A 24918-nucleotide genomic window follows, 5' to 3' on the forward strand; every position below is an offset into this window, starting at 1 on the left:
GGTCGAACCGCACCGCCGCATCGACCACGTTTCATCGGTGCGCAATTACATATCCCCGCGCTGATCCTACTATTCCCGCAGCTTGATCTGGGCCTCTAACTGATAGGGGTAATCACCACCCTAACCAGCATCAACGCATAAAAAAGCGCCCCATCAGGAGCGCTTTTTCACTGCAACAATTATGTGTCAGATCTCGAGGATGACCGGCATAATCAAAGGCCGCCGGCTCGTGCTCTTCTGGATATACCGCTTCAGATCATTGCGAATCTTCTCTTTGATCACGCCGTAGTCGGCCTTCTCCTCCGCCGAAGATCCCTCAAGCGTCCGCTGAACCACCTGCCGAGCCTCAGCAATCAAGCCTTCCTCAGGAATCGCCATCCCCCGCATCACAATCTCAGGAGGATTCTCCAGCAGCCCCGTCCGCTTGTTGATCGCGATGATTGGCAGCACAATCCCATCCTCGCTCAAATGTTTCCGATCGCGAATGACAATGTCTTCGACGACATCAGTCGAAGTCCCACCTGAATCGATGCACACTCGACCAACCGTTACCTTCCCGGTCTTCGTAGCTGAGCCCTTATCCAGCTCCAGAACGTCGCCGTCCTCCAGCAGAATTGTCTTCTCGACCACGCCCATCGATCCCGCCAGCTCCGCATGGCGCTTCAAGTGGCGATAATCTCCATGCACCGGAATGAAGAACTTCGGACGAACGAGATTGATCATCAACCTCAGCTCCTCCTGGCTTCCATGTCCGCTCACGTGGATCAACCCCGACTGTCCATCATCATGAATCACCTTCGCATCGCGCCGCTCCAGGTGATCGATCATCCGATAGATCGACTTCTCATTTCCCGGAATCACACGCGAACTCAGCAGCACCGTATCGTCAGCATCGATGTGCGCAAACTTGTGATTATTCACCGCAGCCCGGCTCAGCGCGCTCATCGGCTCGCCCTGCGTTCCGCTAATCATGATAAGCAATTTATTTGCAGGAAAATCACGAATCTGCCCCGGATTAATCACCAGCCCCTGCGGCACATCGAGATACCCAAGGTCCTGCGCAATCTCGGTCGAGTTATCGAGCGACCGCCCAATAATCGCAACCTTGCGCCCATGCTGATGCGCCAGCTCCATCGCCAGCCGAATCCTGTGAATCGAAGAAGAGAAGCAGCTAAAGAAAAGCTTCTTCTTCGTCTGCGAAAAGATCTCGTCCAGCTTCGGCCTTACCGCACGCTCGCTTGGCGTATACCCATTGCGGTCTACGTTCGTCGAGTCCTGCAACAGCGCCAGCACGCCCTGCTTGCCCAGCTCGGCAAACGCATGCAGATCGAACGGCTTGTTATCCGGTGGCGAAAGATCGATCTTGAAGTCGCCCGTATGCAGCACCACACCCACCGGCGTATGAATCGCTAGCGCCACGCAGTCCACCAGCGAGTGCGTCACCCGAATCGGCATGACCGAAAACGGCCCCAGCGTCAGCCGCTTGCCGGGAATCATCTCGTTCAAATCCGCATCATCCAGCAGCCGGTGCTCTTCGAGCTTGCCCTCGACATACGCCAGCGTGAACTCCGTCCCATACACCGGAACGTTCAGCTCAGACAGAATCCATGGAAGCCCGCCAATGTGGTCTTCATGTCCATGCGTCAAAAGGATCGCGCGAACCTTCTCGCGGTTTTCAGTCAAATAGCTGATATCCGGGACGACAATGTCCACACCCAGCAACTCTTCTTCAGGAAACATCAGACCAGCATCGATGACAATAATGTCATCCTGCCAGCGGATCGCCATGCAGTTCATACCGAACTCGCCAAGGCCACCCAGCGGAATCAACTTCAATTTATCTTGTGCCATCAATGCTTAAGCTTATCACCGCAACCTGAATCGCCCTGTGAACGAGCTTTCTACCGCGCCGCCTCCAGGACCTGAATCCCCTCCGGCCCACCAATCACTACCTTGCTCGCCATCCCCAGAAACAGCCCATGCTCCACCACTCCAACCGTCGCTTTTAGCTTCTCCGCGGCCTGTTTCGCGTCAAACCCAACCTGTGGCAGTTTGCAGTGGGCAATGTAATGCTGCCCATCCGTTACAAACGGCTTTCCATCATCATTCATCCGCAGTTCACAATCAAATCCCAGATCCTTCAGCCGCCTCATCGTCGTCTCAAACCCAAACGGCACAATCTCCACCGGCAGCGTAAACACAGCCCCCAAGGTCTTCACCAGCTTCCTCGGGTCAACGGCAATAATCAGCTTTTTACTCGCGATCGCCACGATCTTTTCCCGCAGCAGCGCCCCTCCATGCCCTTTGATCAGGTACAGCGTCCCCTCCTGCACCTCATCCGCCCCATCGATTGTCAGATCGAGCTGCGGCAGATGCGCAAAGTCACTCATCGGAATCTTCAAACCCAACGCCTGCTTCTGTGACGCCTCAGAGGTAGCAATCGCCGTAATCCGCAATCCCTCCGCAACTCTTCGCCCCACCTCTTCAATCACCAGCGCTGAAGTAGAGCCTGTCCCCAACCCCACCTTCATCCCATCTTCAACCTGCGACGCAGCCCACACCGCAGCCCTGCGTTTGGCTGCATCCGTCGAATTTGCCTGCTCAGGAGTACTCATGCCTTCCTTGATATCACGAGCAAAAAAAATCTGCACCACACCGCCAACGAATCAGCAGGAGGTCAGTGAAACAACCGCCCCGGCGGTTCTCAGCGATCGGTTCGTAAGCCGTTGAGTCTTACAGAGTTTCGTTCCACAGCGCGAGTTCGGCAGCTTGCGGCCCTTGTTCCACGCGGCTTTCCCTGCTCGCCTTCGCGCCGAATATCATCGTCGACCGGCTCTGTTCGTCATACTGCGGCCATGCAGGAAGCCCCGATGCCGCTGGAGTTTCACCACGGATGAACGCTGCCCAGGCAGTGTGCATCTGCTTGCCCAAAGCAGCTTCAGATGCAGCATCCGAAACCTGCTTATGCGGATGATTCCACACCATGCCGACATCCAACGAGTGGTAGGCATCGCCCGCAAATTTACCGCTCGTCTCTGCGAACTCCAACTCGTACACATACGCGCTACCGCCCTTCAGATGTGCCTCCGCGACACGGATAGAAGGGATCCAATACTCTTCCGCCGTAACAGCGCGAATGCGGCGCTGCTCAACGCTGAGCTGCGGATAGATCTCTTTGTATTTTTGATAAACAGCATCGAACTTCGCGACACTCGTGTTGCCGAGCTGCATCGCCGTTGCATCATTCCTCGGATGCGGCCCAATGAAGATAGCGCTCTCTTCCCGATTCGTGCCGATCAGCAGTCTCTTGCCACGAGTCGAACCGCCAGCAATCGTCTCCACGGGAAGACGCGGAATAAAACTCCCATCAATCTCAGCACGCAGCGGGAAGTGCTGCGGCCACGTATCGAGGAACTCCTGCTGAGCCTGAATCAAGCCTGCTCCCGCTGCCGTCTTTACACTCGCGATGGCGTCGCCCGATTGCTTCTGCCAGATATCTGCAAAACCCTTTGTGATCCCTGCGCTCGCCCCACGAGCCCACACGCGTTCGGCCCCACCGCTCTCGGAGATCATCTGATGAAACAGCGGCTGGGCCGATGGAATGCCCATCAAAATATCCGTCAACTTCGCACCCGCTGACTCTCCTCCAATGGTGACGCGTGCTGGATCGCCACCGAAAGCGCCGATGTTCTCCTGGATCCACGTCAACGCAGTCATCACGTCATGCAGGCCATTGTTCGCCGTTCCTGCATACTGCGCCCCGAGCAGAGGTTCAAAATCCAGAAAGCCAAAGACCCCCAGACGGTACTCGACAGAGATGCTGATGATCCCTTCCCGTGCAAAATCCGTGCCATCATAGGTGGGCTCGAAGGCGTAACCGTCCGTGAAACCTCCGCCGTGAATCCAGACAAATACGGGGAAAGGTCCTTTACCTTCGGGGGCCCAGATGTTCAGGTAGAGGCAATCTTCGCTGTGCGGTACTGTCAGCAGTTTGCGCTGCATCGGCGCGGCGGAGAACTTGGTTGCATCACGTTCGCCCTTCCACCGGTTCACCTTTACTGTAGGAAGAAAGCGCAGTGATCCCACCGGCGGTTCAGCAAACGGAACGCCACGAAAGACGCGGACACCGTCTACGCTTTCCCCACGCAGTGCTCCGCTCGGTGCGCGAACGACAGCGGAGGTGGCGTCGGGAGCCGCGAAAAGACTGCTGGTTCGGGAAGCAAATGCGGCCAACGAACCATTTACCAGGAAGCTTCGACGAGTGATCATAGGTATCGGCTTTATTTTAGCTGCCATCTCCTCAACCTAAGTCTCTTAAGCCATGTCACTCTAAATAGACAGTAGCTCCAGGGAAGGGAAGAGAATCCCATGCAGAAAGTCGCTGAACAAATTCATGGCTACACTTACGGCACATCCGAAGTTGCGACCTCACCTGTCACGCTGCAGCAGTTAGAAGCTTTAAAAGTCACCGTAGGCTTCACAGAAGAAGATCAGCGCTATCTCCAGCAAGCCGGCACCGTACTCGCAGACCAGACCAAACAGATCGTAGAGCATTGGCGCAGCGGAATCATCGCAGGTATTCCAAATCTCGCTCGCCATTCACGCTCTCCACAGAACGAACCCCTCCCCGACTACCTCGCCAAGAGCAACCTGCGATTCCAGCAATGGATCCTCGACACCTGCCTCCGCCCCTACGATCAGGATTGGCTCAACTATCAGCAGGAGATCGCCCTCCGCCACACCGCGTTGAAGAAAAACAAAACCGACAACGTCAGCTCAACTTCCTACGTCCCACTCCGCAACATCGTGGGCTTCATCTCTGTAATAAACGAAACCATCAAACCTTATCTCGCTGCGAAGAATCATTCTGCCGACGAGGTGGATCGAATGCATCGGGCATGGTGTAAATCGATCCAACTCCAGCTGGCACTCTGGACCGAACCCTACACCGACGCCCACCAGGCCCCAAACGAATGGTGAAGAAGTCAATTTTGTTGAAGAAGACGTCCTGCCGACAGGCCTCCTATGGATCGGCGCGGAAAATATCTGATCGCGACCAACGGGAGCGCTAACCGAAGGGGTATACAAGTCACGAAGTGATCGCTGCCCGCGCAGGGCGAACCCGAAGCAACACACAATCCTCAAAAGCACGGAGACACAATGTCCACACCAGAACAGTACGACGCACTCATCATAGGCAGCGGAGAAGCCGGAAAATATCTCTCCTGGCATCTCGGCTCTCAGGGCAAAAAGGTCGCCAACATCGAAGACAAGCGTCTCGGCGGAGCCTGCCCGAACGTAGCCTGCCTACCCAGCAAAAACGTCATCCACTCCGCCAAGGTCGCCTCCTTCTTCCAACGCGGCTCCGAGTTCGGCATCGTCCACGGCGACTGGCACGTCGACATGGAGGCTGTCAGTGCACGCCGCCAACGCATGATCGACGGCCTCCGAGACATGCACCTCGCGAACTACACAAAAAGCAAAGCCGAGATCGTCATGGGCTTCGGCCGCTTCATCGCCGACAAGACCATCGAAGTCGCCCTCAACGCCGGTGGCACCCGCACCCTCCGCTCCGACTACATCTTCCTCGACACCGGCTCCCGCGCCACCATCGACCCCATCCCTGGCCTCGTCGAATCCGCGCCCCTCACCCACATCGAACTCCTCGAGCTCACCGTACTCCCCGAGCATCTCCTCGTCCTCGGCGGCGGCTTCATCGGTCTCGAACTTGCCCAGGCCATGCGCCGCTTCGGAGCCAACGTCACCATCATTGAGCGCAATCCCACCCTCGTCCACCGCGAAGATCCCGACGTCACCGAAGGCCTCCACCAACTCTTCGAAGACGAAGGCATCGACATCGTCACCAGCGCCAACATCACCAGCGTCGAAGGCACCTCCGGCAAATCCGTTACCGTCTACCTCAGCGACGGCGCAAAGCTCCAGGGCTCGCACATCCTCGTCGCCACTGGCCGCACACCTAACACGCAAAACATGGGCATCGACGTCGTAGGCATCAAAACCACCCCCACTGGCCACTTTCAGGTCAACGACCGCCTCGAAACCACCGCCGCCGGTGTCTGGGCCATGGGCGACTGCGCTGGCTCACCCCACTTCACCCACATCTCCTACGACGACTTCCGCATCGTCCGCGATAACCTCGCCGGAGCCAACCGCACAACAAAGAACCGCCAGGTCCCCTCCGTCACCTTCACCGACCCCGAACTGGCCCATGTAGGCCTCAGCGAGAACGAGGCAAAGAAGCAGGGAACAGCCTACCGCCTCGGCAAGATCCCAATGGCCGCCGCCCTCCGCACTCGCACCCTCGACGAGACCCGCGGCTTCATGAAGATCCTCATCGGCTCCGACGACCGTATCCTCGGCTTCACCGCCTTCGGATCCGGTACCGGCGAACTCCTCCCCGTCATCCAGCTAGCAATGTCCGCCAACCTGCCCTACTCGGCGGTCCATAACATCATCCTCACTCATCCGAGCCTGTCAGAAGGCTTCATCAATCTCTTCAACACCGTCCCCAAGAAACCCGCATAGACAGGGTCGCAGCGGTAGCCCGTCCCGACCAGCGGGAGAGGCCACCGCAGAACGTTGCCACACAAAAAGGTATACACGCCACGAAGTGGCCGCCCCACGCGCAGTGGGCTCGTCCGGCAGGACAGGATCAAAAAATAAACTTCAAAACCATGGCGTATTTTTAGGCGCTTAAAAATACGTCGCTAAACCACCACCTCAGCCACACAAACCGCCACAAACTCACCACGCTTTACCACCACAAACTAGCGCAAAATCTCCTCTAACACCAAAGAAAGCTCAGTTTTCTCGTCCCGATATTTAACAATCACCGGAGCCGCCAAACTCAACCCCCACTCCGCGCCCTTCCCCTTAGAAACCGCCCTCGACCCCGGCACCACCACCGCCCCCTCCGGAATCACGAGCGGTTTCTCCGCCGTAGCTTTATAAATCTCGCCTTTCACCAGGTCATACACAGGCGTCCCTCGCGTCAACACAGTCCCAGCCGCCAGAACCGCACGCTTCCGCACGACGGTCCCCTCATAGACACCAGTATTCCCACCAATCAAACAATCGTCCTCGATAATCACGGGCGAAGCATTCACTGGCTCCAGCACTCCACCAATCTGTGCCGCTGCACTCAAATGCACGCGTCGACCAACCTGCGCACAACTCCCCACCAGCGCATGCGAATCCACCATCGTCCCCTCATCCACATACGCCCCAACATTGATGTACGCGGGCGGAATCACCGCAACCCCCTTAGCCACATAAGCACCAGTCCGCACACTCACGCCACCCGGCACCACCCGCACGCCGTCCGCTACCGAAAACCGCCGCACCGGATACGTGTGCCGATCAATAAACTGCAGCGTCTCTCCGCCCATCTCCACCATCGTGCCAATACGAAACCCCAGCAGAATCCCCCGCTTTACCCACCCATTCACGCGCCATCCCAGCGGCACGGAAGCATCCGGCTCCGCAGCCCTCAACTCTCCCGCTTCCAACTTCCCACGCAGCTCAAGAAAGGCTTGCTCCGCCTCGCCACTTCCCACTGCTTCCGCACCCTGCGCAAACCAATACTCAATCGCCGTTTCTAGCGTCTTCAATCTTCTCTCCGATTGTTTTGTAGTTACTGATTCGGGGCACTTTTCTCATGCGTATCCAAACGCCACACGCCATTATCTTCCCCGAAGGCGGATGTTCCACTATTCGGCTTGTAGATTTGCCATCAAAGCGATAGTAGCTAAGACCAGTCTCCCGCCCTGAGACATGCCATCCCGTCACAAAGTCATGAAATCCATTTATTTCCGCAGGTTGAACGGCCATCCCCCACTCGCTCAGTGCACCGAGGAATTGAACTTTCTTCCCTTCAACTTGAAAGAGCCACATTCCACCGTTCGCACCTTGCCCCCCGCGCTCGCATCCGACCCCGGCAGTTGCTCTCACTACACGCAGGTTCTCCTTCAGAGGAACTTCATCAAATGTCAATCCTTGGAATAAGGCATGGATAACCTCGGGACCGCACGAGTTGTCTACTTTGACTTGCGTTAACAACAGCCTTCGTATTGCAGTAATCTGACCGTTTTCCAGCCGCGCGGTTCTCGTTTTGGTCTGAAGGTCATCGAAACGGAAATCCTGCCATAGCCCTTTATCTTGGGCACGCAGTGCTGTCACACAGCAAATTACCAGTACAAACAACAAACATCTTCCCTGGTATGGAATCTCTCGCCTCAAAACATCCTCAAATCTTCGCCCGTCGCAGGAACCCCAACCAACATTCCCAACTCGCCCACCATCCGCTCCAGCCGCCTTCGAGTCGCATCGGACACCGGCACCATCGGCAGCCGCAGCACATTCTCCCCCCGCCCCAGCATGTGGAGCACAGCCTTCACCGGGGCAGGGCTAGCCTCCCAAAAATGCGCCTGCATCAACCGGAAAAATTGGCGGTTGATCCGCCGCGCGTCCACCCAATCGTTCTCCAGCGCCGCCCGTACCATACGCGCCATCTGCCCCGGAATCACGTTCGAAGCCACCGACACCAGCCCCGCCCCACCCAACGCCAGCACCGGCAGGGTCAGCCCATCATCTCCCACAAACACCTTGAAGTTTCGCGGCGCGGTCGTCAGCAGCTCGGTAATCTGCGCAATATTCCCGCTCGACTCTTTCACTCCAATGACGTTCTTCAACTCCGCCAGCCGAAGCACCGTCGCCGGTTCCAAATTCGCACCTGTCCGCGAAGGAATGTTGTACAACAGCACCGGAAGAGCCGTCGCTTCCGCGATCGCCTTGAAGTGCTGATACTGCCCCTCCTGCCCCGGCCGGTTGTAGTAAGGATTGGCACTCAATACGCCCGTCAACCCATGCACCTGTGACACCTTCCGCACCCGCGCCACTACCTCATGGGTCGAGTTGTGCGTGCAGCCCGCGAACACCGGAACCCGCCCCGCCGCAGCAGCAACCACGACCTCAATCGCCCGCAACCACTCTACCTCGGTCAGTGTCGAAGCTTCCCCCGTCGTCCCGCACGGAACAAGAAAGTCGATCCCACTCTCGATCTGCCACGTGACCAGCGCATGCAGCGCAGGCTCATCCACACTGCCGTCCCTGCGAAAGGGAGTCACCAGCGCCGTTCCACAACCCATCAATTCCATAGTGACTGCAAGTTTACCCCGTCAGCGATGTTGATTTCAGCGCACCCAGTCCTCACGTCAAAATCAAAGCAAAAAAATAGCCCCGACGATCTCTCGCCGAGGCCGAGCGCTTTTTACAACAACTAGCCGCGATAGAGCTCCGACGGCACATGGAACTCAGGCGCATGCAACTCCGCCGCTCCATTCGCCGCTCCCGCGGGCATGTCCATGCATTTCACAAAAGCCGTCTGGAACTTCGCCATCTCCGACTTCGTCCCCACCGTCACCCGCACATAGTTCGGCATCGCCGACCACGTCCTGCCGACCGCAACATTCTCCTTCAACATAGCCGACTGGAACTGTTTCCCCGGACGCTTCACATCCACCATGAACATATTGCCCTGCGATCCCGGAATCACCTTATAGCCATGCTTCGTCAAAAACTCCACCGATTCCGTCCGAATATCCGCGTTGATCTTCTTGCGCAGCGGAACCAGATCCTTATCCAGCAAACTTGCGCGGGCAGCCGCAGCGCTCGAAATCGAGACGCTCGCCAGGCTCTGGCTGGGCCCACCGACATTGTTGAACCGGTCAATCAAATCCGGCCGTGCCACAACGAACCCGGCCCGCAACCCAGCCATGCCGTAGATCTTCGAGAACGTCCGCATCACAATCACATCTTTATCCTGCGGCACAAGATCGATGCACGACTCGTTATCGGAAAAGTGGGTATAGGCCTCGTCGATAATCACAACCGAACCCGCCGGCTTATTGTTCACCAACCAAACGATGTCTTCCTTGGGAGTAATCGTCCCCGTCGGATTATTCGGATTCACAATGTAGTACGCACCCGGCGAAGGATGCGCCTTCAACATTGCCTTCACATCATGCGCATACGTGGCAGTCAAAGGCACCGGATACTTCGGCGCTTTCATCGTCTCAGCCGCTCGCGGCCCCTGCTCGTAGCTCGGGTCTCCATAAACCAGCGGCTTGTCCGGTCCAATATTCGACATCAGCGCGAGATCCAACGGTCCGCTCGACCCGGGAAACAGCGCCGAATAGTCTTTTTTCAAGCCAAACTGCCCATTGAAGACATCAATCGTCTTCATGTACTCATCCCAGTGGTAACGGCCTCCCTGCGCGCCCATGCTACATATCGCCGTCAGTGCGGACTGCGCCGGTCCCAAAGGATTTTCATTCGAGCTGATCACAACCGTGTCGGCCGAAAGCGGCTGCATCCCACGCGTTCCGCTTCGTCGCGCCGTCTGCCCTGCCGCCGCAGGCGGTGTCATCGAGGCAAACGCCGGAAACGTAGTCGCCGCCGCCGAAGCAGCACCAACGATGCGCAGAAACGATCTGCGGGAAACACCTTGCGTCATATCGGAATTCATAGAAAGTTCTCCTTGAAAAGTTTCGACTAGTAGAGATGCGACACCACGGCGACAGAAGGAAGAACCAACTGAGGATCCTGAGGATCTGCTACATATTTCCTGCAAAAGCGAATCGCCTTGCAGCAACTATTCTTTGGGAACTTTGGGGTGTAGACGACCGTCGTCCGATTGAGTTTCAATTTACCGCGAATTTCCCGCAAATACTAGAAAAATTCTTCCGTTCGCAGTGGAAAAGCCAGTAACCACGCCGCTTTCCTCAACCCATTGAGAACGTTACGCGGGCGGCCTATTCGAATCAACGCCGGCCGCGTAACGCTCTCTTCGCGAACTAAACCCACTCTCCCCTGCGCATCAGTGGCTCAGCCGTTCCATCCGCGGCAACCCCATCCACGTCCATCTCGCCCGATCCGATCATCCAGTCCACATGAATCAGGCTCGCATTCGCACCCAGCGCCGCCAACTGCGCCGCATCCATCTTCTCGCCGCCGATCAAACAGGTCGAATACGCCTGCCCCAGCGCAATATGACTCGCTGCATTCTCATCGAACAGCGTATTCCAGAACAGCACACCACTCTGCGCAATCGGCGAAGAGTGCGGCACCAGCGCCACCTCGCCCAATCGGCGCGCCCCATCATCGGTGCTGATCAACCGGTTCAACACATCCTCACCAGCCGTCGCCGTAGCCTCAACGATCTTGCCGCCTTCAAACCGCACCGCAATATTTTCAATCAACGTCCCTTGGTGCGACAGCGGCTTTGACGCCTTCACAGTCCCATCCACACGATCCTTATGCGGAGTCGTAAAGCACTCCTCGGTCGGAATATTCGGCTGGCAATAAACCCCATTCCCCGCAGTCGTCCCACCACCCGCCCACAGATGGTCATCCGCCAAACCGACCTTCAGATCTGTGCCGGGACCCTTGAAGTGGAGCGCAGAAAACCTCTTCGCGTTCAGCATATCCATGCGCTTCTTCAGGCGCGCTCCATGCTCCTTCCACTCAGCCACCGGGTCGTCCACCGCAACCCGCGAGGAGACGAAGATCGCCTCCCACAACTTCGCGACAGCAATATGCTCAGGCTCCCCCGGAAACACCAGCTTCGCCCACTCCGGCGTCGCACACGCAACGATCGTCCAGTTGATCTCATGCCGCGTAATCAACTCCATCGCCGGTTTACCCGCCTTCGACGCTGCAACATTGGCCCGCGCCACCTTCGCAGGATCCTGCTTCGCCAACAGCGCCGGATTCGCCCCCGCAATCGCCAGCCGAGCCGCACCACTCCGGAAGCCCTCTGCAATCCCGTCATGCAGCCACTTCGGCGCGTAGTCGAAGCTCGCATCCGCACCGTATTCATACCGCGCCAGCACACTCGGATCATCCGAATAAAACGTAGTCACCAGCAGAGCCCCCGCCTTATACGCGTGCTCCGTAATCCGCCGCACCAAAGGAAGAGCCTCAATAGGAGCGGACATAATCAACTCCTGCCCGGCCCTCAGCCCCAGCCCAACCTTCACCGCAACCTCTGCCAGCCGGTCGAGCTTCTCGTCAAACGTCAGTTCCGCAAACTTCGTCTTCGCAACCGCTTCCATCACGCTCATAACATCTCCTCGCAACTACTAAACCTCGGTGTAAACATCCTGAAAGTCGTAGCATCCCGTTCGCGAAGCCAACCACTCCGCCGCCCTCACCGCACCCTCGGCAAACCCTCGCCGCGAAAACGCTTCATGCGTCAACACCAACCGGTCCGCATCGCTCGTAGCAGTCAGCGTATGCAATCCCATCACATCTCCCTCGCGCCTCGCCTCCACCGGCACCTCCGACACACCAGCCGCCGCCTCAACCACCTTCGCCAAGGTGATCGCCGTGCCCGAAGGCGAGTCCAGCTTGCTTGCGTGATGCGTCTCCGCAATCGAGAACGCATATCCAGCCTTCTTCAGATCGGCTCCCATCGTCTTTGCCAGGCGAAACATCACCTGCACGCCGACAGAAAAGTTGGTCCCATACAGCAGACCAGCCTGCTTCCGCTCCGCCAGCCCGCGCATGTCATTGAGCTTCTCGTACCACCCCGTGGTTCCAATCACCATCTTCGCGCCGGTAGCAAGGCACGCCCGCATGTTCTGAATCGTCGCCTCTGGCGTAGTGAAATCAATCACCACATCGAACCCCGAAACAAACGGCGGAGTCAGCGCCGAGGCTCCCGCATTCTCCTTCGCATCCAGCACATTCACACTATGCCCGCGTTCCGCCGCAACCGTTGCCACCAGTTTGCCTGTCTTTCCCATCCCCAACACCAGAACCCGCATTGATTCCTTCCTAAGCCTTGCTCTCAAGCTGAACCCGGTTCACAACATCGAACACCGTCTCATCCGGGTTCGCAAAAAAGTGGTTATGCAGACTCCGCACAGCCTCTTCCACATCTTCTTCATCAATCATGAAGCTCATGTTGATCTCGCTCGCACCCTGCGAGATCATCCGCACATTCACATGACTGATCGCCGAAAACACCTGTCCCGCAATGCCATTGTGTCCGCGAATATCCTCGCCCACCAGGCACACCAGAGCCTTGTGTCCTTCCATCTTCACATCAGCAATCTTCGCCAGCTCCGCACAGATCTCCGGTAGCTGCTGATTGCTGTCAACAGTTAGCGAGATACTCACCTCGCTCGTCGAAACCATATCGATCGCGCACTTGTACTTATCGAAGACATCGAACACCGCCTTCAAATACCCATGCGACATCAACATTCGGCTCGCAACGACATCAATAATCGTCAGCCGCTTCTTCGCCGCAATGCTCTTAAAAGGGCTCGCGCACCTCGCCGCCATCGCAGTAATCTTCGTGCCTTCATTTTCCGCATTGCGCGAGTTCAGCACCCACACCGGAATACTCTTCTGCACCGCTGGCAGAATCGTCGCCGGATGAAGCACCTTCGCGCCGAAGTAAGCCAGCTCCGCAGCCTCTTCAAAGCTGATCGTCTTCACCCGCAGCGCATCCGGGCAGATCCTCGGGTCGGTCGTCATAATTCCATTCACGTCCGTCCAGATCTCGATCGCGCCCGCGTGCATTCCACCACCTACAAGGGAAGCGGTGAAGTCGCTGCCGCCGCGCCCTAGCGTGGTCGTAATCCCATCGGCGGTCGAACCAATGAATCCTCCCATCACCGGCGTCTTCCCGGCTTGAATGAGCGGCAGCACGATCTCAGCCAGCTTCGCTTCAATCGCAGCGTCCTGCGGCACGGCCTTGCCGTAGCTAGCATCCGTAATGATGCAGGTCCGGGCATCCACATGCACGCCTTCCAGGCCCTGATGCTCCAGCGTCTCAGCCATCATCTTGCTCGACAGCCGCTCCCCAAAGCTCACAACCAGGTCGTTCGTGCGAGGCGTCAACTCTCCCACCGCAGCAATCCCCCGCAGCAGATCGTCAAGCGCATCGAACTCCTGATGCAGCACCTGCTGAACCCGTACACACCGCTGCCCATCCAGCAACGTGCTCGATGTGTCGATATGCCGATGCCTCAGCCGAGCCCCAATCGCCAGCGCTCCAGCTTTATCCCCACGGCCCGCAGCCGCAGCAGCCGACAGCAGCAGATCAGTTACCTTCGCCATCGCCGAAACAACAACGACAGCCTCCAGTCCCTTCTCCCGTCTTCCGCGAACAATCGCCGCCGTCCGCTTCATCGCCGGCGCATCTTCTACTGACGTGCCCCCAAACTTCATTACAACCAACTTCTCTCGCGCTACGCTCAAGCCGTCACCGCCACGGCCTTAGCCGAAACCGTCTGCAATGGAACTCCCAACTTATCCAACTTGCCCAGCAACGCCAGCACCTCCGCGTTCAACACCGCTGCTCCCGCCGCACCGCGAATCGTATTGTGCGACAGCACCACAAACTTCCAATCCAGGAGCGTGCACTCACGCAAACGCCCCACCGTCGCCGTCATTCCATGTCCTCGCATCCTGTCCAGACGAGGCTGCGGCCGATCCACTCCTTCGTCATACTCCACAGGCTGCTCGGGAGCCGTAGGCAGATGCTGCCCCTCCAGCGGCAGAAACTCACTCCACGCCGCCAGAATCTCCTCTCGCGTAGCCTTCTTCTTCAGCTTAATACTCACGCACTCCGTATGCCCATCCTCCACCGCCACCCGGTTGCAATGCGCGCTCACCTTCGCGTCCAGCAACTCAATCTTCGCGCCCTTCCGCTCACCCAGCAGCTTGCCGACCTCCTCCTGCAGCTTCTCCTCTTCATTCTTGATAAACGGAACCACGTTCCCCAGAATGTCGAGCGATGCCACCCCTGGGTATCCCGCGCCGCTCACCGCCTGCATCGTCGACACAAACAAACTCTCGATCCCGAACTTTTCCTCAAGAGGCTTCAATGCAAGCACCAGCCCAATTGCGCTGCAGTTCGGATTCGTGACGATATACCCACCACGCCCACCGTGGTCCTTCCGCCAGCTCTGCGTCTCCAGCAGCGCAAGATGATCCGAATTCACCTCCGGGACTACCAGCGGCACGTCCGCCGTCATCCGGAACGCGCTCGAGTTCGAAATCACCGCGCAACCTGCCGCTGCAAACTTCGGCTCAAGCTCTCGCGCAACATCAGCATCGAGCGCCGCAAAGATAATCTTCGGCAACTCAATCGCCGATCCCTCAGGAACATTCGGTTGCAACGTCATCGCCGCAATTCGCTTCGGCAGCGGAGTCTCGAGCTTCCACTTGCAAGCGTCGGCGTACGTCTTCCCAGCGCTGCGATCGCTCGCCGCCAGCCACGCAATCTCGAACCACGGATGATTGCTCAAAAGTTGAATGAATCGCTGCCCGACCATGCCGGTCGCGCCAAGAATGCCAACCCTGCGTCGTTCCATCCACTAAGAATAACTCGCGGACCGAACACCGTCACTCACCCAAAAGCCGACCAAGGAAGGCTGAGCAACTAACCCAACCAAAACAAGGTATAAAAGTCACGAAGTGACCGCGCTCCGCGCAGGAGGCCCGTCCGGCAGGACAAGGATCTAGTCGACCCGCCGCCGCGACCGCGTCATCCGATGCCCACCGCCCGCCCACACCAGCAAGGCCACCAGCAGATGCAACAGAAACCAGAAGTGGATCCCCTGATCCTGATAAATCAGATACAGCACCAGCGCCCGCGGCAGCAGCAACCAGAACAGAAGCGGAACCAAGCCCTGGAAATGAGGTGGTGTCAGATCGAAGTGAAACGGTCCCAGCAAACCCTGAAACCACGCCACGACCATCGCGAGCCGAGGCAAAAACAGAGCAAACACCAGAAACCAAAGCGGCAACGCATGAACCACGAACGCCAGATCAACCGTAAACTGCGCCGAATGCTGTGCTGCCAACACCGCCAATTCTGCAATCATCCTGCCTCCGTAGCTGTCCTTTGATCTTTGTTACGCGATCAACTTCTACTTCGCACCGAAACTGAAATCGGCCTTCGTCGTCCCCTTCGGTTCGACCGTCACCGTCATCGTCTGCTCGCCCAGCTTCTCGTGCACCGCCGCCAAAGTATACGTCCCCGCAGGCAATCCGCTAATCCCAAAATGCCCATCCGCGTCTGTGACCGCAAAAAACGGCGTAGCCGAAACATTGATAAAGGCATTCATCCAGGGATGGTTATTGCACCTCACCGGAATCATCACCTCTGGCTGGTTGAACTGCTTCACCTGCGGCGAACCCTTTGGCCCCTGCGAAATATCAATCGGCTGACTCCCAGCCACCGTCGGCATCGTGTGAATGTTATGCATCGTCGAGTCAGAGTTTCTAAACTCCACCGACCCGCCGCGTACCACCGCAATCACATGCGGCACATACTTGCATCCCACCTGGTCGAGCACCACCGGCATAGGCGTCGGGCCGCCCAACAACATCGCAGCTGGAGGCCCGTTCTTGATATACACATAAACATTCCCCAGCTTGCCGTCCTTCACCGCATACTGCTCAGCAAAGTTATCCGCAGCCGTCATCGAGCACACTGGATCCATCGACATATCGATCTTCACAGGCTCCGGAGCCTTCCCGGCAAAACGGATCGTGCCCGTCACCATCCCCAGCGCCGCCTTATCGAGTTGCACCGTCGGTGTCGGCGGCGTTATCTTCGACGTCTCTGGCACAATGTTATCGCCGCTATGCTTCACCGCGTCACTGGGCTTGCATCCACTCATCGCACCACATGCAACCGCACCAGCCACCAACCAACCGCAAATCCGCCTCATACCACCTCGCTCAAATCTCTTCCTTGAAACTGCAGCAATCGCACCACACAAAGGCCTAAGCCGCAGCCACCGGAGCTTCCATCGCAGCCATCACCGCATCGGCAAACGCCTTGGTACCGCTCGTGCCTCCAACATCCTTCGTCAGAGTCTTCCCCTCGCGATACACCTGCTCCAGCGCAGCCTGCACCCGCTCCGCCGTCGCCGGCTCATCAATGTGATGCAGCATTAGCACAGCGCTCTGCAGCAGGGCAGTCGGATTCGCCATATCCTTCCCTGCAATATCCGGAGCCGATCCATGCACTGCCTCAAAGATCGCGCATTCAGTCCCAAGATTTGCCCCCGGAACCAACCCAAGCCCACCCACAAACGCGCTGCAAAGGTCGCTCAGAATATCCCCATACAAATTCTCAGTCAGCAAGATATCGTATTGATAGGGATTCATCACCAGCTGCATGCAGGTGTTATCGACGATGTGCTCGTGATAAGCGACCTCGGGAAAACCCTCCGATACCGTCCTGCAGCACCGCAGAAACAGGCCATCCGACAGCTTCATGATGTTTGCTTTGTGAATCGCATGGATCTTTTTGCGCCCATGCTTGCGCGCATAATCAAACGCAAACTTAGCAATCCGCGTCGAACCCTTCTCGGTAATAATCTTCAACGCCTGCACCACTCCGGGCACCACCTCATGCTCGAGCCCAGCGTACAAGTCCTCCATGTTCTCGCGCACAATCACCAGATCGATATTCGGATAGTTCGTCTTCAACCCGGGCAGACTCTTCACAGGCCGAAAGTTGGCAAACAGTTCAAACTTCTGCCGCAGCGTTACGTTGATCGAAGCAAATCCACCACCAATCGGCGTTGTCACCGGCCCCTTCAGCGCAACACGATTCTTCTCGATCGAGTCATACAGCACCTTCGGAATGTACTCACCCGTCTTCTCGAACGCATTTGCTCCCGCATCGTAGGGATGCCAGTCAAACGCCACGCCCGTCGCTGCACCCGCAGCCTCAAGAATCTTCACTACCGCGCCAGAGACCTCCGGGCCAATTCCATCGCCCGGAATCAAAGTAATCCTGTGCGTCTTCTTCGCTGCCGTCATCCACTACCGCCTTTTCTTTGGGTCTTTCCCGTTCAACAACTCTTCCAGTTCTTCCTTGAACTCGCGAACATCCTTGAAGTCCCGATACACGCTCGCGAACCGGATATACGCAACCGTATCGATCTCCTTTAGACGCGTCATAATCAACTCGCCGACCTCGTTCGTCGTCCGCTCACGCTCCGGTGAATCCACCACATAGGCCTCAGTTTCATCCACAATCCGTTCCAGATTCACAGCGGCGACAGGCCTCTTCTCGCAGGCATGCAGCAGCCCACTCAGCACCTTCTGCCGGTCGAACTTCTCTCGCCGTCCATCTTTTTTCACCACCATGTAGGGGATCTCGTCGATCCGCTCATACGTCGTAAATCGCTTGTTACAGCCTTCGCACTCTCGTCGTCGGCGTATCGAATCCGCATCTTTGCTCTCGCGTGAATCGACAACTCGGTCCTGGGCAAAACCACAGTAGGGGCACTTCATCGGAATAAGTCGATTCTATCAGCGCACAACCAAGCTCTTCCCACCGACCAAAGGGAGGTCCGTGAGTCGTTCACTCGTCAAGAAAGGTACACAAGTCACGAAGTGACCGCGCGAACCGGGGTCCCCACGAACAGGTCTTGGTTCGTGGGGTGACAAGCGCAGTGGGCCCGTCCGGCAGGACAAGACTCAAGAGAAACTACCCCAAATCCCCTTCAACCACCGCAACCCCAGCCGCCTCGCTCTCCTGCGCAACCTTCTTCAAACTCACATGCTCCACCCGCGAATAGATCAACCCAGTAGGAATAATGCAAAGAAAAGTAACCATCAGCAACAAAGCACCACAAGCAGTAGCAGCCTCAAGCGGCGCACCAAAAAACGTATGCATCGCCGCAGCAGTAATCGCAATCTGAGTAAACCACCCAATAATCGGAAGCTGCAGAAGCGATCCGCCAATGCTCGCCGCCATCAAAAGCATCGTCCGCGAAAACGTAACTCCGGCCAACTCCGGCGTATTCACAAACGCGTGCAGCGTCTCCATATAGCCAAACCCGATCATCATCCACATCGTCAGCGACAGCAGTGTCACCACACCAAAGTCCCGTGCCGAAGACAAAGCATTCAGCCCATCGCGAAACCCGATGATCTTCGTAGCGATGCTCTCACCAGCCGCCTTCGAAACCAACCCAACCGTCCCCCGCGCAAACGAAGCAACGGTCCCACCCGCAACCCTCACCACACCCGCAAAGATCGCAATCGCCAGAGTAAGTCCCATGCTCAACGCGCCAGCCTTCACAAATACCTCATGATGAGGAAGGCCCTTCGGAGTGAAAGCCAGCGCCCCCGAAAAGATCAACGCCGCCGCTCCCAGATCGAACATGCGCTCAATCGTCCAGACCGCTATCTGGGAGCTCAACGGCAGATTCACTCGTCGCGCCACCAGGTAAGGCCGAGTGAAATCCGCCAGCCGTCCAAACAACGCCACCGCAGTGAATCCAATAAACTGCGAACCCAGCAGGGAAGCAGGCGAGACCTTCTTCGTCGGCGACAGAAAAACCGACCACCGCACCGCCCGCAGAAAAAATGTAACGTAAATCAGCACAATTCCAGCGACGAGGTGCCCAACGCTCACATACCGAAGCTGCCGCCAGAAGTTGGCCCAATCAAACTGCACCCTGGTCCGAAACAGCCACACCAGCACCGCCAGCGCAACCGCGCCGACTCCCCACACCACTGCGTTACGCTTGGTCATCCATCTCTCTCTTGATCCGTAGCTGGTGCTGTCTTATCGTGCCTGAGCAACCATCGCCATCTGCTTCCGGCGATTAAACTCGCGAATCACCCGCGCCACATATGCCCGTGTCTCGCGATACGGAGGCATCCCGTGATACTTATCCACCGCGCCCGGCCCGGCGTTATAGGCCGCCAGCGCCAGCGCCACATTGTCGTGATAGCGCGTCAGCATTAAATCCAAATATGCCGTCCCGCCCGAGATATTCTGCTCCGGCCGAAACGCATCTTCCACACCCATCGCACTCGCCGTGCCAGGCATCAGTTGCATCAGCCCCTGCGCGCCTGTCCGCGAAACCGCTCTTACCTGCCCGCCACTCTCAGCCCTCACCACACTCGCCAGCAGATCCTCATCAATGTTGTGCGCCGCACCCGCATGCGCCAACATCTCATGCATCTCTTCTTTCGTAGGCACTGTCATTAGCGTCACCGCAGAAGGCGCCTTCACGTCGTTCACCGGCTCCGGCAGATCCGCAACTGTCTCCACCCGAACCACCGAATCCGCCGCAACGTCCATGTAGTTCGAACTCGCGGCAGCCCCAGGTTTTTCCGCAAAATAGAGACGAACCTTATCCCCAACCGCCTCTCGCCGAACGCAATCCAGTTCAAATCCATTCTTAAGCGTCACGTGCTCTGCCGCACGCGCCAACGGGCACGCCGCAGCGATCACCGTGCTCAACACAAACGCTTTAATCCACATTGCCACCTTCAAAGCCTACCACCCCAACCCGCCATCGACCCAACTTTGAACTCCCACGATAGGGTCATCCAAGACCACCCGCCAACATCCTCTCAATCACCTCCGCCACCCCATCCTCATCATGCCGCCGCCCCATCCTCCACCCTCTGTCCCCAGCCAACGCCTTCAGATCCTCCGGAGCGTTCCCCATCAGCACCGCTCGCCCCGCAACCTCCAGCATCGAAACATCATTCCAGTTATCCCCAATCGCCAGAATCTCTTCTGCCTTCACCCCTCGCGTCTCCGCGAGCCGCAGCAGTGCCGACCCCTTGCTGCACCCCGCCGGCAAAATATCCACCATGCTCAAATCCCGCTCCGGATACTCCGTCCGATGCAACGCCGCCTCTGCCACCGAAGCCCGCTCCTGCGGTGTTATCCCGCCTCGGGCCAGGCCAATATTCTCCAGCCGCCGCACCTCGTCCTTCCGCAGCGGCGACACTCCCACAGCCGACACCCCCGGATGCTCCAAAAGCTTCGCTTCCGCCCTCCGCATCCGCTCTATCGTTCCACACAACAACATCGAGATCGGCGCCTCCCCCTCCAGCGCATCTTCAATCGGCACCACACATTCGATATAGGGCTTATTCGCCGCCACCCATTTGCTAATGCTGGCGTTCAGCTCCGCCAAGTGCTCCACCACCAGCGCCCCGCGCACATCCTCCCCATCCTCCGTCACCTTATCGAAGGTCACCACCAGCGCATTGCGAAACTCCTCCACATGCCCACACAGCCACCGCGCCGTCTCCAGCGGCAGTAACGTCCTGTCCAGCAGCTTCGCCCCGACGGTCCGCGTCACCGCTCCGTTCGAGCTGATCAGCGCGTCCTCCTCCCGCAAACCCAGCCCCCTCAGCACCCTCATCGCATACGGGTGCCGCCGACCAGTAGCCACCACCACCGTCATCCCCGCCTGCTCTGCCGCCTTCATCGCGGCCAGATTTCTTTCGCTCACCAACCCATTCGGTCCAACGAGCGTTCCGTCCATATCTACTGCGATTAAACGCATGCCCACCTCAATTTCCCTGCATATTCTCTCATCTTCGCTGTATAAGTATCCATAACCTATTCAATATCTATAATTTACGAGAAATTCACGTGACATTCATGGCCCCCTGAGCCACACTGGTAACAGACACCACAAAGGCTTGTTTATGTTTCACAAAAATGTACTAACCTCCCTTGGGAGCGTCTCACCGCAGCAAATTCCAGATTCTTCTCCCCAAACCTCCAACCAGCCTTTCAACCGAATTGCGCTGGTTCCTCCTGGCAGCGGAGCTCCGCCCCAAGCAAAACCTTCTCCGCTCTTGGATTTCATCGCCATCGCAGCTCCGCGCTGTTCTTCCTTCTTTGCCGAAGCGGCGGTTCTGGTCCTCGTCCTGGCCTTGCTCGACAGGTTCATGCTCAAGGGCCGCATGGAGCTCAACTGGGTCATCAGCGCCTTCGCCATCAGCGTCGCGCTCCTCGCGGCAAGCATCTTGACGGACTTTTCGTCCCGCCGCTGGCTCAAACGACACTGACGAGTCACTTCGTGACATCTATACTGGCTGGCCTATACCGGCTGGCCTCCCGCTGGTCGGCGGAATATCTTTTGCTCGCGACCAACGGGAGCGCCAACCGAAGGGGTATACCCGTCACGAAGTGACCGCGTCGCGCGTAGCGGTCCCGGCCGGAAGGTCACCCAGAAGAGTTTTTACGGTAACATCTAATATATGGCTGTCATTGCTTCGCTCGAGTGTTCTCGCTGCCACCATCACGTCTCTGCCGAAACCCCTCAAACTCTCTGTCCCCTCTGCGCCGGCTCACTCTACGTCCGCTACGACATGGACAAGCTCCGCCAGACCGCGAAGCGTGAAGACATTGCCACTCGCGCGGCAGCCTCTCCCGTGAGCCTCGGCATGTGGCGCTACTCCAGCGTCCTTCCCGACGTAACTCCCGTTACCCTCGGTGAAGGCTGGACGCCCATGCTCCATAGCAAGCGTTACCCCGGCCTCTACATCAAAGAAGAGGGAGCCAACCCCACCGGCACCTTCAAAGCACGCGGCCTTGGCCTCGCCGTCACCATGGCCAAACACTACGGCCTCCAGCATCTCGCCGTCCCCTCCGCAGGCAATGCCGCTGGAGCACTCGCCGCCTACGCCGCTGCCGCCGACATCAAGGCCCACATCTTCATGCCGCAGGACGTCCCGTTCGCCAACTATCTCGAAGGCATCGTCTACGGCGCCGACGTCACCATGGTCGACGGCCTCATCTCCGACTGCGCCCGCATGGTCGGCGAAAACATCAAGGCCCAGCGCGACGCCAACACTCCCGCCAATCAGGTCTGGTTCGACATCTCCACCCTCAAGGAGCCCTTCCGCGTTGAAGGCAAGAAAACGATGGGCTACGAGCTCGTCGAGCAGCTCGGCTGGCAGTACCCCGACGCCGTCTTCTACCCCACCGGCGGCGGAGTAGGCCTCATCGGCATGTGGAAGGCCTTCGAAGAGATGGAGCAGCTAGGCTGGGTAAGCGGCAAGCGCCCAAAGATGTACGCCCTCCAGGCCAGCGGTTGCGCCCCCGTAGCCAAGGCCTTCGAAGAAGGCAAGCCCGCCAGCGAGTTCTTCCAGAACGCCGCCACCTTCGCCGCCGGCCTCCGCGTTCCCAAGCCCTATGGCGACGCCATCATCCTCGACATCGTCCGCCAATCCGGCGGCGCCGCCCTCGCGTTCACCGACGAACAGATCCTGGCCAGCATCCTCGACTACGCCAAACACGAAGGCGTCTTCCTCTCCCCGGAAGGAGCAGCCGCCACCGCGGCCTACGACGCCCTCCTCGCCGCCGGCGACCTCAAGCCGACAGACAAGGTAGTCCTCTTCAACACCGGCGCCGGCCTCAAGTACACCGACATGACAGCCGAAGCCATGCACCTCAAGCGCCCCGGCACCCTCCCCACCAGCATGCCCGTAGGCGGCATCATCACTCCGCAATAATCCGTCACGTTTTTCATTCATCATCCCGCAGTCCTGTGTTCTCATCATCCTGTTCCTGAGCCGACCCGCTCATAGACACGGAGGAACACATGGCCCTCGGTCTCGCTCCCATCAAGAACGCCGCAATCGTCCTCACCACCCTCCTCAGTTTGAACGGTTGCAGCAAGCCCGCCGACAACTCCTCCAGCGGCCCCATCCCGCCCGATGCCCGCGCCATCGCGAAAGAAGCCTACATCTACGGCTTCCCCATGGCCGCCAACTACCTGACCATGTACAAGCAGGCCATCGACACCACCGGATCCGACTACCGCGCACCCTTCAACACCCTCTCCAACTCCAAAAACGTAGCCACGCCCGATGACAAATTCGTCGTCACCCCCAACTCCGACACTCCCTACTCCTACGTCTGGATGGACCTCCGCGCCGAGCCCATCGTCATCACCATGCCGAAGATCGAGAAGAACCGTTACTACACCGGCCAGCTCGTCGATCTCTACACCTTCAACTTCGCCTACCTCGGCACTCGCAGCTACGGCAACGACGGCGGCAACTTCCTCATCGCCGGCCCCGCCTGGAATGGCGGAACTCCCCCCGGCATCAAAGCCGTCCTCCACGCCCAGACGCAGTTCGCTTATCTCCTCATCCGCACCCAGCTCTTCAACGCCGCCGACATCAACAATGTCCGCAAGATCCAATCCGGCTACCACGCCGTGCCGCTCAGCACCTACCTCCACCTGCCAGCCCCACCCGCTGCCCCAGCCGTCAACTGGCCCAAGCCCACCCCCGACCTCATCACCACCCCATCTCCCGCCATCTTCCCCTACGTCAACTTCCTCCTCCAGTTCTGCCCCACCGACCCGTCTGAGACCGACCTCATGACACGCTTCGCCAAACTCAACATCGGCGCAGGCAAAACCTTCGAGCTCGCCACCTTCACCCCACCCACCCAGCAAGCCATCAACGACGGCATCGCCGAAACCAGCGCCGAGATCGACGGCATCATCAAGAAAGTCAACACCGACCAGATCTCCAGCGCCCAGATGTTTGGTACCCGCGACTTCCTCAAGAACAACTACGTCTACCGCTTCGCCGGAGCCAAACTAGGCCTCTACGGCAACTCAGGCGCCGACGCCATCTACTTCGGCTACTTCGCCGACGCCGACCACCACCCTCTCGACGCCTCAAAGAGCACCTACGAGCTGCACTTCGCCAAAGGCGGAATCCCAGAAAACCACGCCTTCTGGTCCCTCACCATGTACGACGGCAAGACCCAGCTCCTCGTCGCCAACCCACTCAAGCGCTACCTGCTCAACTCCACCACGCTCAAGTCCTACAAGTACGCCCCCGACGGCTCGCTCACCTTCTACATCCAGAAAAACTCCCCCGGCAAAGACAAGGAGTCCAACTGGCTCCCAGCGCCCGACGGCCCCTTCTACGCCATCTACCGCGTCTACATGCCCGGCGAAGCAGTCCTCAACGGCACCTGGAAGAAGCCCCAGATGCAACCCGTCCCCCTCAAATAATTCTCGACCATAGAACCCGCAATCATCCGCGAACCGCAACGATCACAAATCG

23 protein-coding genes are annotated in these 24918 nt (G+C 58.1%); 5 read left to right on the top strand and 18 right to left on the bottom strand.

Features of this window, described 5'->3' with window-relative positions; translation table 11 throughout:
- Positions 1–186: 186 nt before the first annotated feature.
- From HDF14_RS09090 to HDF14_RS09100, 3 genes are all read right to left on the bottom strand, one after another.
- Entirely contained in the window at positions 187–1851 is a 1665-nt protein-coding gene (locus HDF14_RS09090; protein ID WP_183975709.1) for a ribonuclease J, read from the bottom strand.
- A 50-nt stretch (positions 1852–1901) separates the two neighbouring features.
- Entirely contained in the window at positions 1902–2615 is a 714-nt protein-coding gene (gene rpiA, locus HDF14_RS09095) for a ribose-5-phosphate isomerase RpiA (protein ID WP_183975711.1), read from the bottom strand.
- Positions 2616–2733: 118 nt separating this feature from the next.
- Complete coding sequence (locus HDF14_RS09100) at positions 2734–4296, bottom strand: carboxylesterase/lipase family protein (protein WP_260698150.1); 1563 nt, start codon at positions 4294–4296, stop codon at positions 2734–2736.
- 72 nt (positions 4297–4368) lie between these two features.
- Here HDF14_RS09100 and HDF14_RS09105 point away from each other — a divergent pair, with 72 nt between their 5' ends.
- Both HDF14_RS09105 and HDF14_RS09110 read left to right on the top strand, forming a co-directional pair.
- On the top strand, positions 4369–4980 hold the full coding sequence (locus tag HDF14_RS09105) for a protoglobin domain-containing protein (RefSeq protein WP_183975713.1): 612 nt from the start codon (positions 4369–4371) through the stop codon (positions 4978–4980).
- Between the two features lie 180 nt (positions 4981–5160).
- Positions 5161–6546 (top strand): dihydrolipoyl dehydrogenase family protein, encoded by a 1386-nt coding sequence (locus tag HDF14_RS09110; RefSeq protein WP_183975715.1) that lies wholly within the window; start codon positions 5161–5163, stop codon positions 6544–6546.
- Between the two features lie 242 nt (positions 6547–6788).
- On the opposite strand, the gene HDF14_RS09115 is transcribed toward HDF14_RS09110, so the two are convergent.
- The 15 genes from HDF14_RS09115 to HDF14_RS09185 all read right to left on the bottom strand — a co-directional run bounded on the left by HDF14_RS09115 (position 6789) and on the right by HDF14_RS09185 (position 21383).
- Positions 6789–7631, bottom strand: coding sequence for a 2,3,4,5-tetrahydropyridine-2,6-dicarboxylate N-succinyltransferase (locus HDF14_RS09115; RefSeq protein WP_183975717.1), 843 nt, complete (start codon positions 7629–7631; stop codon positions 6789–6791).
- On the bottom strand, positions 7606–8223 hold the full coding sequence (locus HDF14_RS09120) for a hypothetical protein (RefSeq protein ID WP_183975719.1): 618 nt from the start codon (positions 8221–8223) through the stop codon (positions 7606–7608). Before HDF14_RS09120 ends, HDF14_RS09115 begins: the two co-directional genes overlap by 26 nt.
- A 32-nt stretch (positions 8224–8255) precedes the next feature.
- Positions 8256–9176 carry a 4-hydroxy-tetrahydrodipicolinate synthase gene (gene dapA, locus HDF14_RS09125; RefSeq protein WP_183975721.1) on the bottom strand — a complete coding sequence of 307 codons (921 nt, stop codon included), beginning with the start codon at positions 9174–9176 and terminating at the stop codon, positions 8256–8258.
- 122 nt (positions 9177–9298) lie between these two features.
- Entirely contained in the window at positions 9299–10546 is a 1248-nt protein-coding gene (locus tag HDF14_RS09130; protein WP_183975723.1) for a pyridoxal phosphate-dependent aminotransferase, read from the bottom strand.
- Positions 10547–10874: 328 nt separating this feature from the next.
- On the bottom strand, positions 10875–12143 hold the full coding sequence (locus tag HDF14_RS09135; protein WP_183975725.1) for an aminopeptidase: 1269 nt from the start codon (positions 12141–12143) through the stop codon (positions 10875–10877).
- Between the two features lie 18 nt (positions 12144–12161).
- Positions 12162–12848: a 4-hydroxy-tetrahydrodipicolinate reductase gene (locus tag HDF14_RS09140; RefSeq protein WP_183975727.1), complete on the bottom strand. Its 687-nt coding sequence runs from the start codon at positions 12846–12848 to the stop codon at positions 12162–12164.
- Positions 12849–12858: 10 nt separating this feature from the next.
- A complete protein-coding gene (gene lysC / locus HDF14_RS09145) occupies positions 12859–14262 on the bottom strand; it encodes a lysine-sensitive aspartokinase 3 (RefSeq protein ID WP_183975729.1) in 1404 nt (467 codons plus the stop codon).
- Between the two features lie 26 nt (positions 14263–14288).
- Positions 14289–15410, bottom strand: coding sequence for an aspartate-semialdehyde dehydrogenase (asd, locus tag HDF14_RS09150; RefSeq protein ID WP_183975730.1), 1122 nt, complete (start codon positions 15408–15410; stop codon positions 14289–14291).
- A 147-nt stretch (positions 15411–15557) separates the two neighbouring features.
- Complete coding sequence (locus HDF14_RS09155; protein WP_183975731.1) at positions 15558–15923, bottom strand: hypothetical protein; 366 nt, start codon at positions 15921–15923, stop codon at positions 15558–15560.
- Between the two features lie 45 nt (positions 15924–15968).
- Positions 15969–16775 (bottom strand): beta-sandwich domain-containing protein, encoded by an 807-nt coding sequence (locus HDF14_RS09160; protein ID WP_260698151.1) that lies wholly within the window; start codon positions 16773–16775, stop codon positions 15969–15971.
- A 55-nt stretch (positions 16776–16830) separates the two neighbouring features.
- Positions 16831–17877 (bottom strand): isocitrate/isopropylmalate dehydrogenase family protein, encoded by a 1047-nt coding sequence (locus HDF14_RS09165; RefSeq protein ID WP_183975732.1) that lies wholly within the window; start codon positions 17875–17877, stop codon positions 16831–16833.
- Positions 17878–17880: 3 nt separating this feature from the next.
- Positions 17881–18354, bottom strand: coding sequence for a transcriptional regulator NrdR (gene nrdR, locus HDF14_RS09170; protein WP_183975733.1), 474 nt, complete (start codon positions 18352–18354; stop codon positions 17881–17883).
- A gap of 196 nt (positions 18355–18550) precedes the next feature.
- The gene (locus HDF14_RS09175) at positions 18551–19603 is read right to left on the bottom strand and encodes a lysylphosphatidylglycerol synthase transmembrane domain-containing protein (protein WP_183975734.1); all 1053 of its coding nucleotides are present in this window, start codon (positions 19601–19603) and stop codon (positions 18551–18553) included.
- A gap of 33 nt (positions 19604–19636) precedes the next feature.
- Positions 19637–20341, bottom strand: coding sequence for a lytic transglycosylase domain-containing protein (locus HDF14_RS09180; protein WP_183975735.1), 705 nt, complete (start codon positions 20339–20341; stop codon positions 19637–19639).
- 64 nt (positions 20342–20405) lie between these two features.
- Entirely contained in the window at positions 20406–21383 is a 978-nt protein-coding gene (locus tag HDF14_RS09185) for an HAD-IIB family hydrolase (protein ID WP_183975736.1), read from the bottom strand.
- Between the two features lie 298 nt (positions 21384–21681).
- Here HDF14_RS09185 and HDF14_RS09190 point away from each other — a divergent pair, with 298 nt between their 5' ends.
- From HDF14_RS09190 to HDF14_RS09200, 3 genes are all read left to right on the top strand, one after another.
- The gene (locus tag HDF14_RS09190; RefSeq protein ID WP_183975737.1) at positions 21682–21894 is read left to right on the top strand and encodes a hypothetical protein; all 213 of its coding nucleotides are present in this window, start codon (positions 21682–21684) and stop codon (positions 21892–21894) included.
- Positions 21895–22086: 192 nt separating this feature from the next.
- Positions 22087–23343 carry a threonine synthase gene (locus HDF14_RS09195; RefSeq protein WP_183975739.1) on the top strand — a complete coding sequence of 419 codons (1257 nt, stop codon included), beginning with the start codon at positions 22087–22089 and terminating at the stop codon, positions 23341–23343.
- A gap of 89 nt (positions 23344–23432) precedes the next feature.
- Positions 23433–24866 (top strand): DUF1254 domain-containing protein, encoded by a 1434-nt coding sequence (locus HDF14_RS09200; RefSeq protein ID WP_183975741.1) that lies wholly within the window; start codon positions 23433–23435, stop codon positions 24864–24866.
- The last annotated feature ends 52 nt before the right edge of the window (positions 24867–24918 follow it).

This window comes from Tunturiibacter gelidiferens (genome assembly GCF_014201335.1).
Taxonomy (GTDB): domain Bacteria; phylum Acidobacteriota; class Terriglobia; order Terriglobales; family Acidobacteriaceae; genus Edaphobacter; species Edaphobacter lichenicola_E.

Excerpts from the sequence above, each read along its gene's own strand:
- HDF14_RS09195 (WP_183975739.1), top strand. The coding sequence starts at position 22,087 with ATGGCTGTCATTGCTTCGCTCGAGTGTTCTCGCTGCCACCATCACGTC.
- rpiA (WP_183975711.1), bottom strand. The coding sequence starts at position 2,615 with ATGAGTACTCCTGAGCAGGCAAATTCGACGGATGCAGCCAAACGCAGG.
- HDF14_RS09090 (WP_183975709.1), bottom strand. The coding sequence starts at position 1,851 with ATGGCACAAGATAAATTGAAGTTGATTCCGCTGGGTGGCCTTGGCGAG.
- HDF14_RS09185 (WP_183975736.1), bottom strand. The coding sequence starts at position 21,383 with ATGCGTTTAATCGCAGTAGATATGGACGGAACGCTCGTTGGACCGAAT.
- nrdR (WP_183975733.1), bottom strand. The coding sequence starts at position 18,354 with ATGAAGTGCCCCTACTGTGGTTTTGCCCAGGACCGAGTTGTCGATTCA.
- HDF14_RS09130 (WP_183975723.1), bottom strand. The coding sequence starts at position 10,546 with ATGAATTCCGATATGACGCAAGGTGTTTCCCGCAGATCGTTTCTGCGC.
- HDF14_RS09160 (WP_260698151.1), bottom strand. The coding sequence starts at position 16,775 with ATGAGGCGGATTTGCGGTTGGTTGGTGGCTGGTGCGGTTGCATGTGGT.
- HDF14_RS09105 (WP_183975713.1), top strand. The coding sequence starts at position 4,369 with ATGCAGAAAGTCGCTGAACAAATTCATGGCTACACTTACGGCACATCC.
- HDF14_RS09155 (WP_183975731.1), bottom strand. The coding sequence starts at position 15,923 with ATGATTGCAGAATTGGCGGTGTTGGCAGCACAGCATTCGGCGCAGTTT.
- HDF14_RS09200 (WP_183975741.1), top strand. The coding sequence starts at position 23,433 with ATGGCCCTCGGTCTCGCTCCCATCAAGAACGCCGCAATCGTCCTCACC.
- HDF14_RS09175 (WP_183975734.1), bottom strand. The coding sequence starts at position 19,603 with ATGACCAAGCGTAACGCAGTGGTGTGGGGAGTCGGCGCGGTTGCGCTG.
- HDF14_RS09135 (WP_183975725.1), bottom strand. The coding sequence starts at position 12,143 with ATGAGCGTGATGGAAGCGGTTGCGAAGACGAAGTTTGCGGAACTGACG.
- HDF14_RS09110 (WP_183975715.1), top strand. The coding sequence starts at position 5,161 with ATGTCCACACCAGAACAGTACGACGCACTCATCATAGGCAGCGGAGAA.
- HDF14_RS09165 (WP_183975732.1), bottom strand. The coding sequence starts at position 17,877 with ATGACGGCAGCGAAGAAGACGCACAGGATTACTTTGATTCCGGGCGAT.
- HDF14_RS09100 (WP_260698150.1), bottom strand. The coding sequence starts at position 4,296 with ATGGCAGCTAAAATAAAGCCGATACCTATGATCACTCGTCGAAGCTTC.
- dapA (WP_183975721.1), bottom strand. The coding sequence starts at position 9,176 with ATGGAATTGATGGGTTGTGGAACGGCGCTGGTGACTCCCTTTCGCAGG.
- lysC (WP_183975729.1), bottom strand. The coding sequence starts at position 14,262 with ATGAAGTTTGGGGGCACGTCAGTAGAAGATGCGCCGGCGATGAAGCGG.
- asd (WP_183975730.1), bottom strand. The coding sequence starts at position 15,410 with ATGGAACGACGCAGGGTTGGCATTCTTGGCGCGACCGGCATGGTCGGG.
- HDF14_RS09140 (WP_183975727.1), bottom strand. The coding sequence starts at position 12,848 with ATGCGGGTTCTGGTGTTGGGGATGGGAAAGACAGGCAAACTGGTGGCA.
- HDF14_RS09180 (WP_183975735.1), bottom strand. The coding sequence starts at position 20,341 with ATGTGGATTAAAGCGTTTGTGTTGAGCACGGTGATCGCTGCGGCGTGC.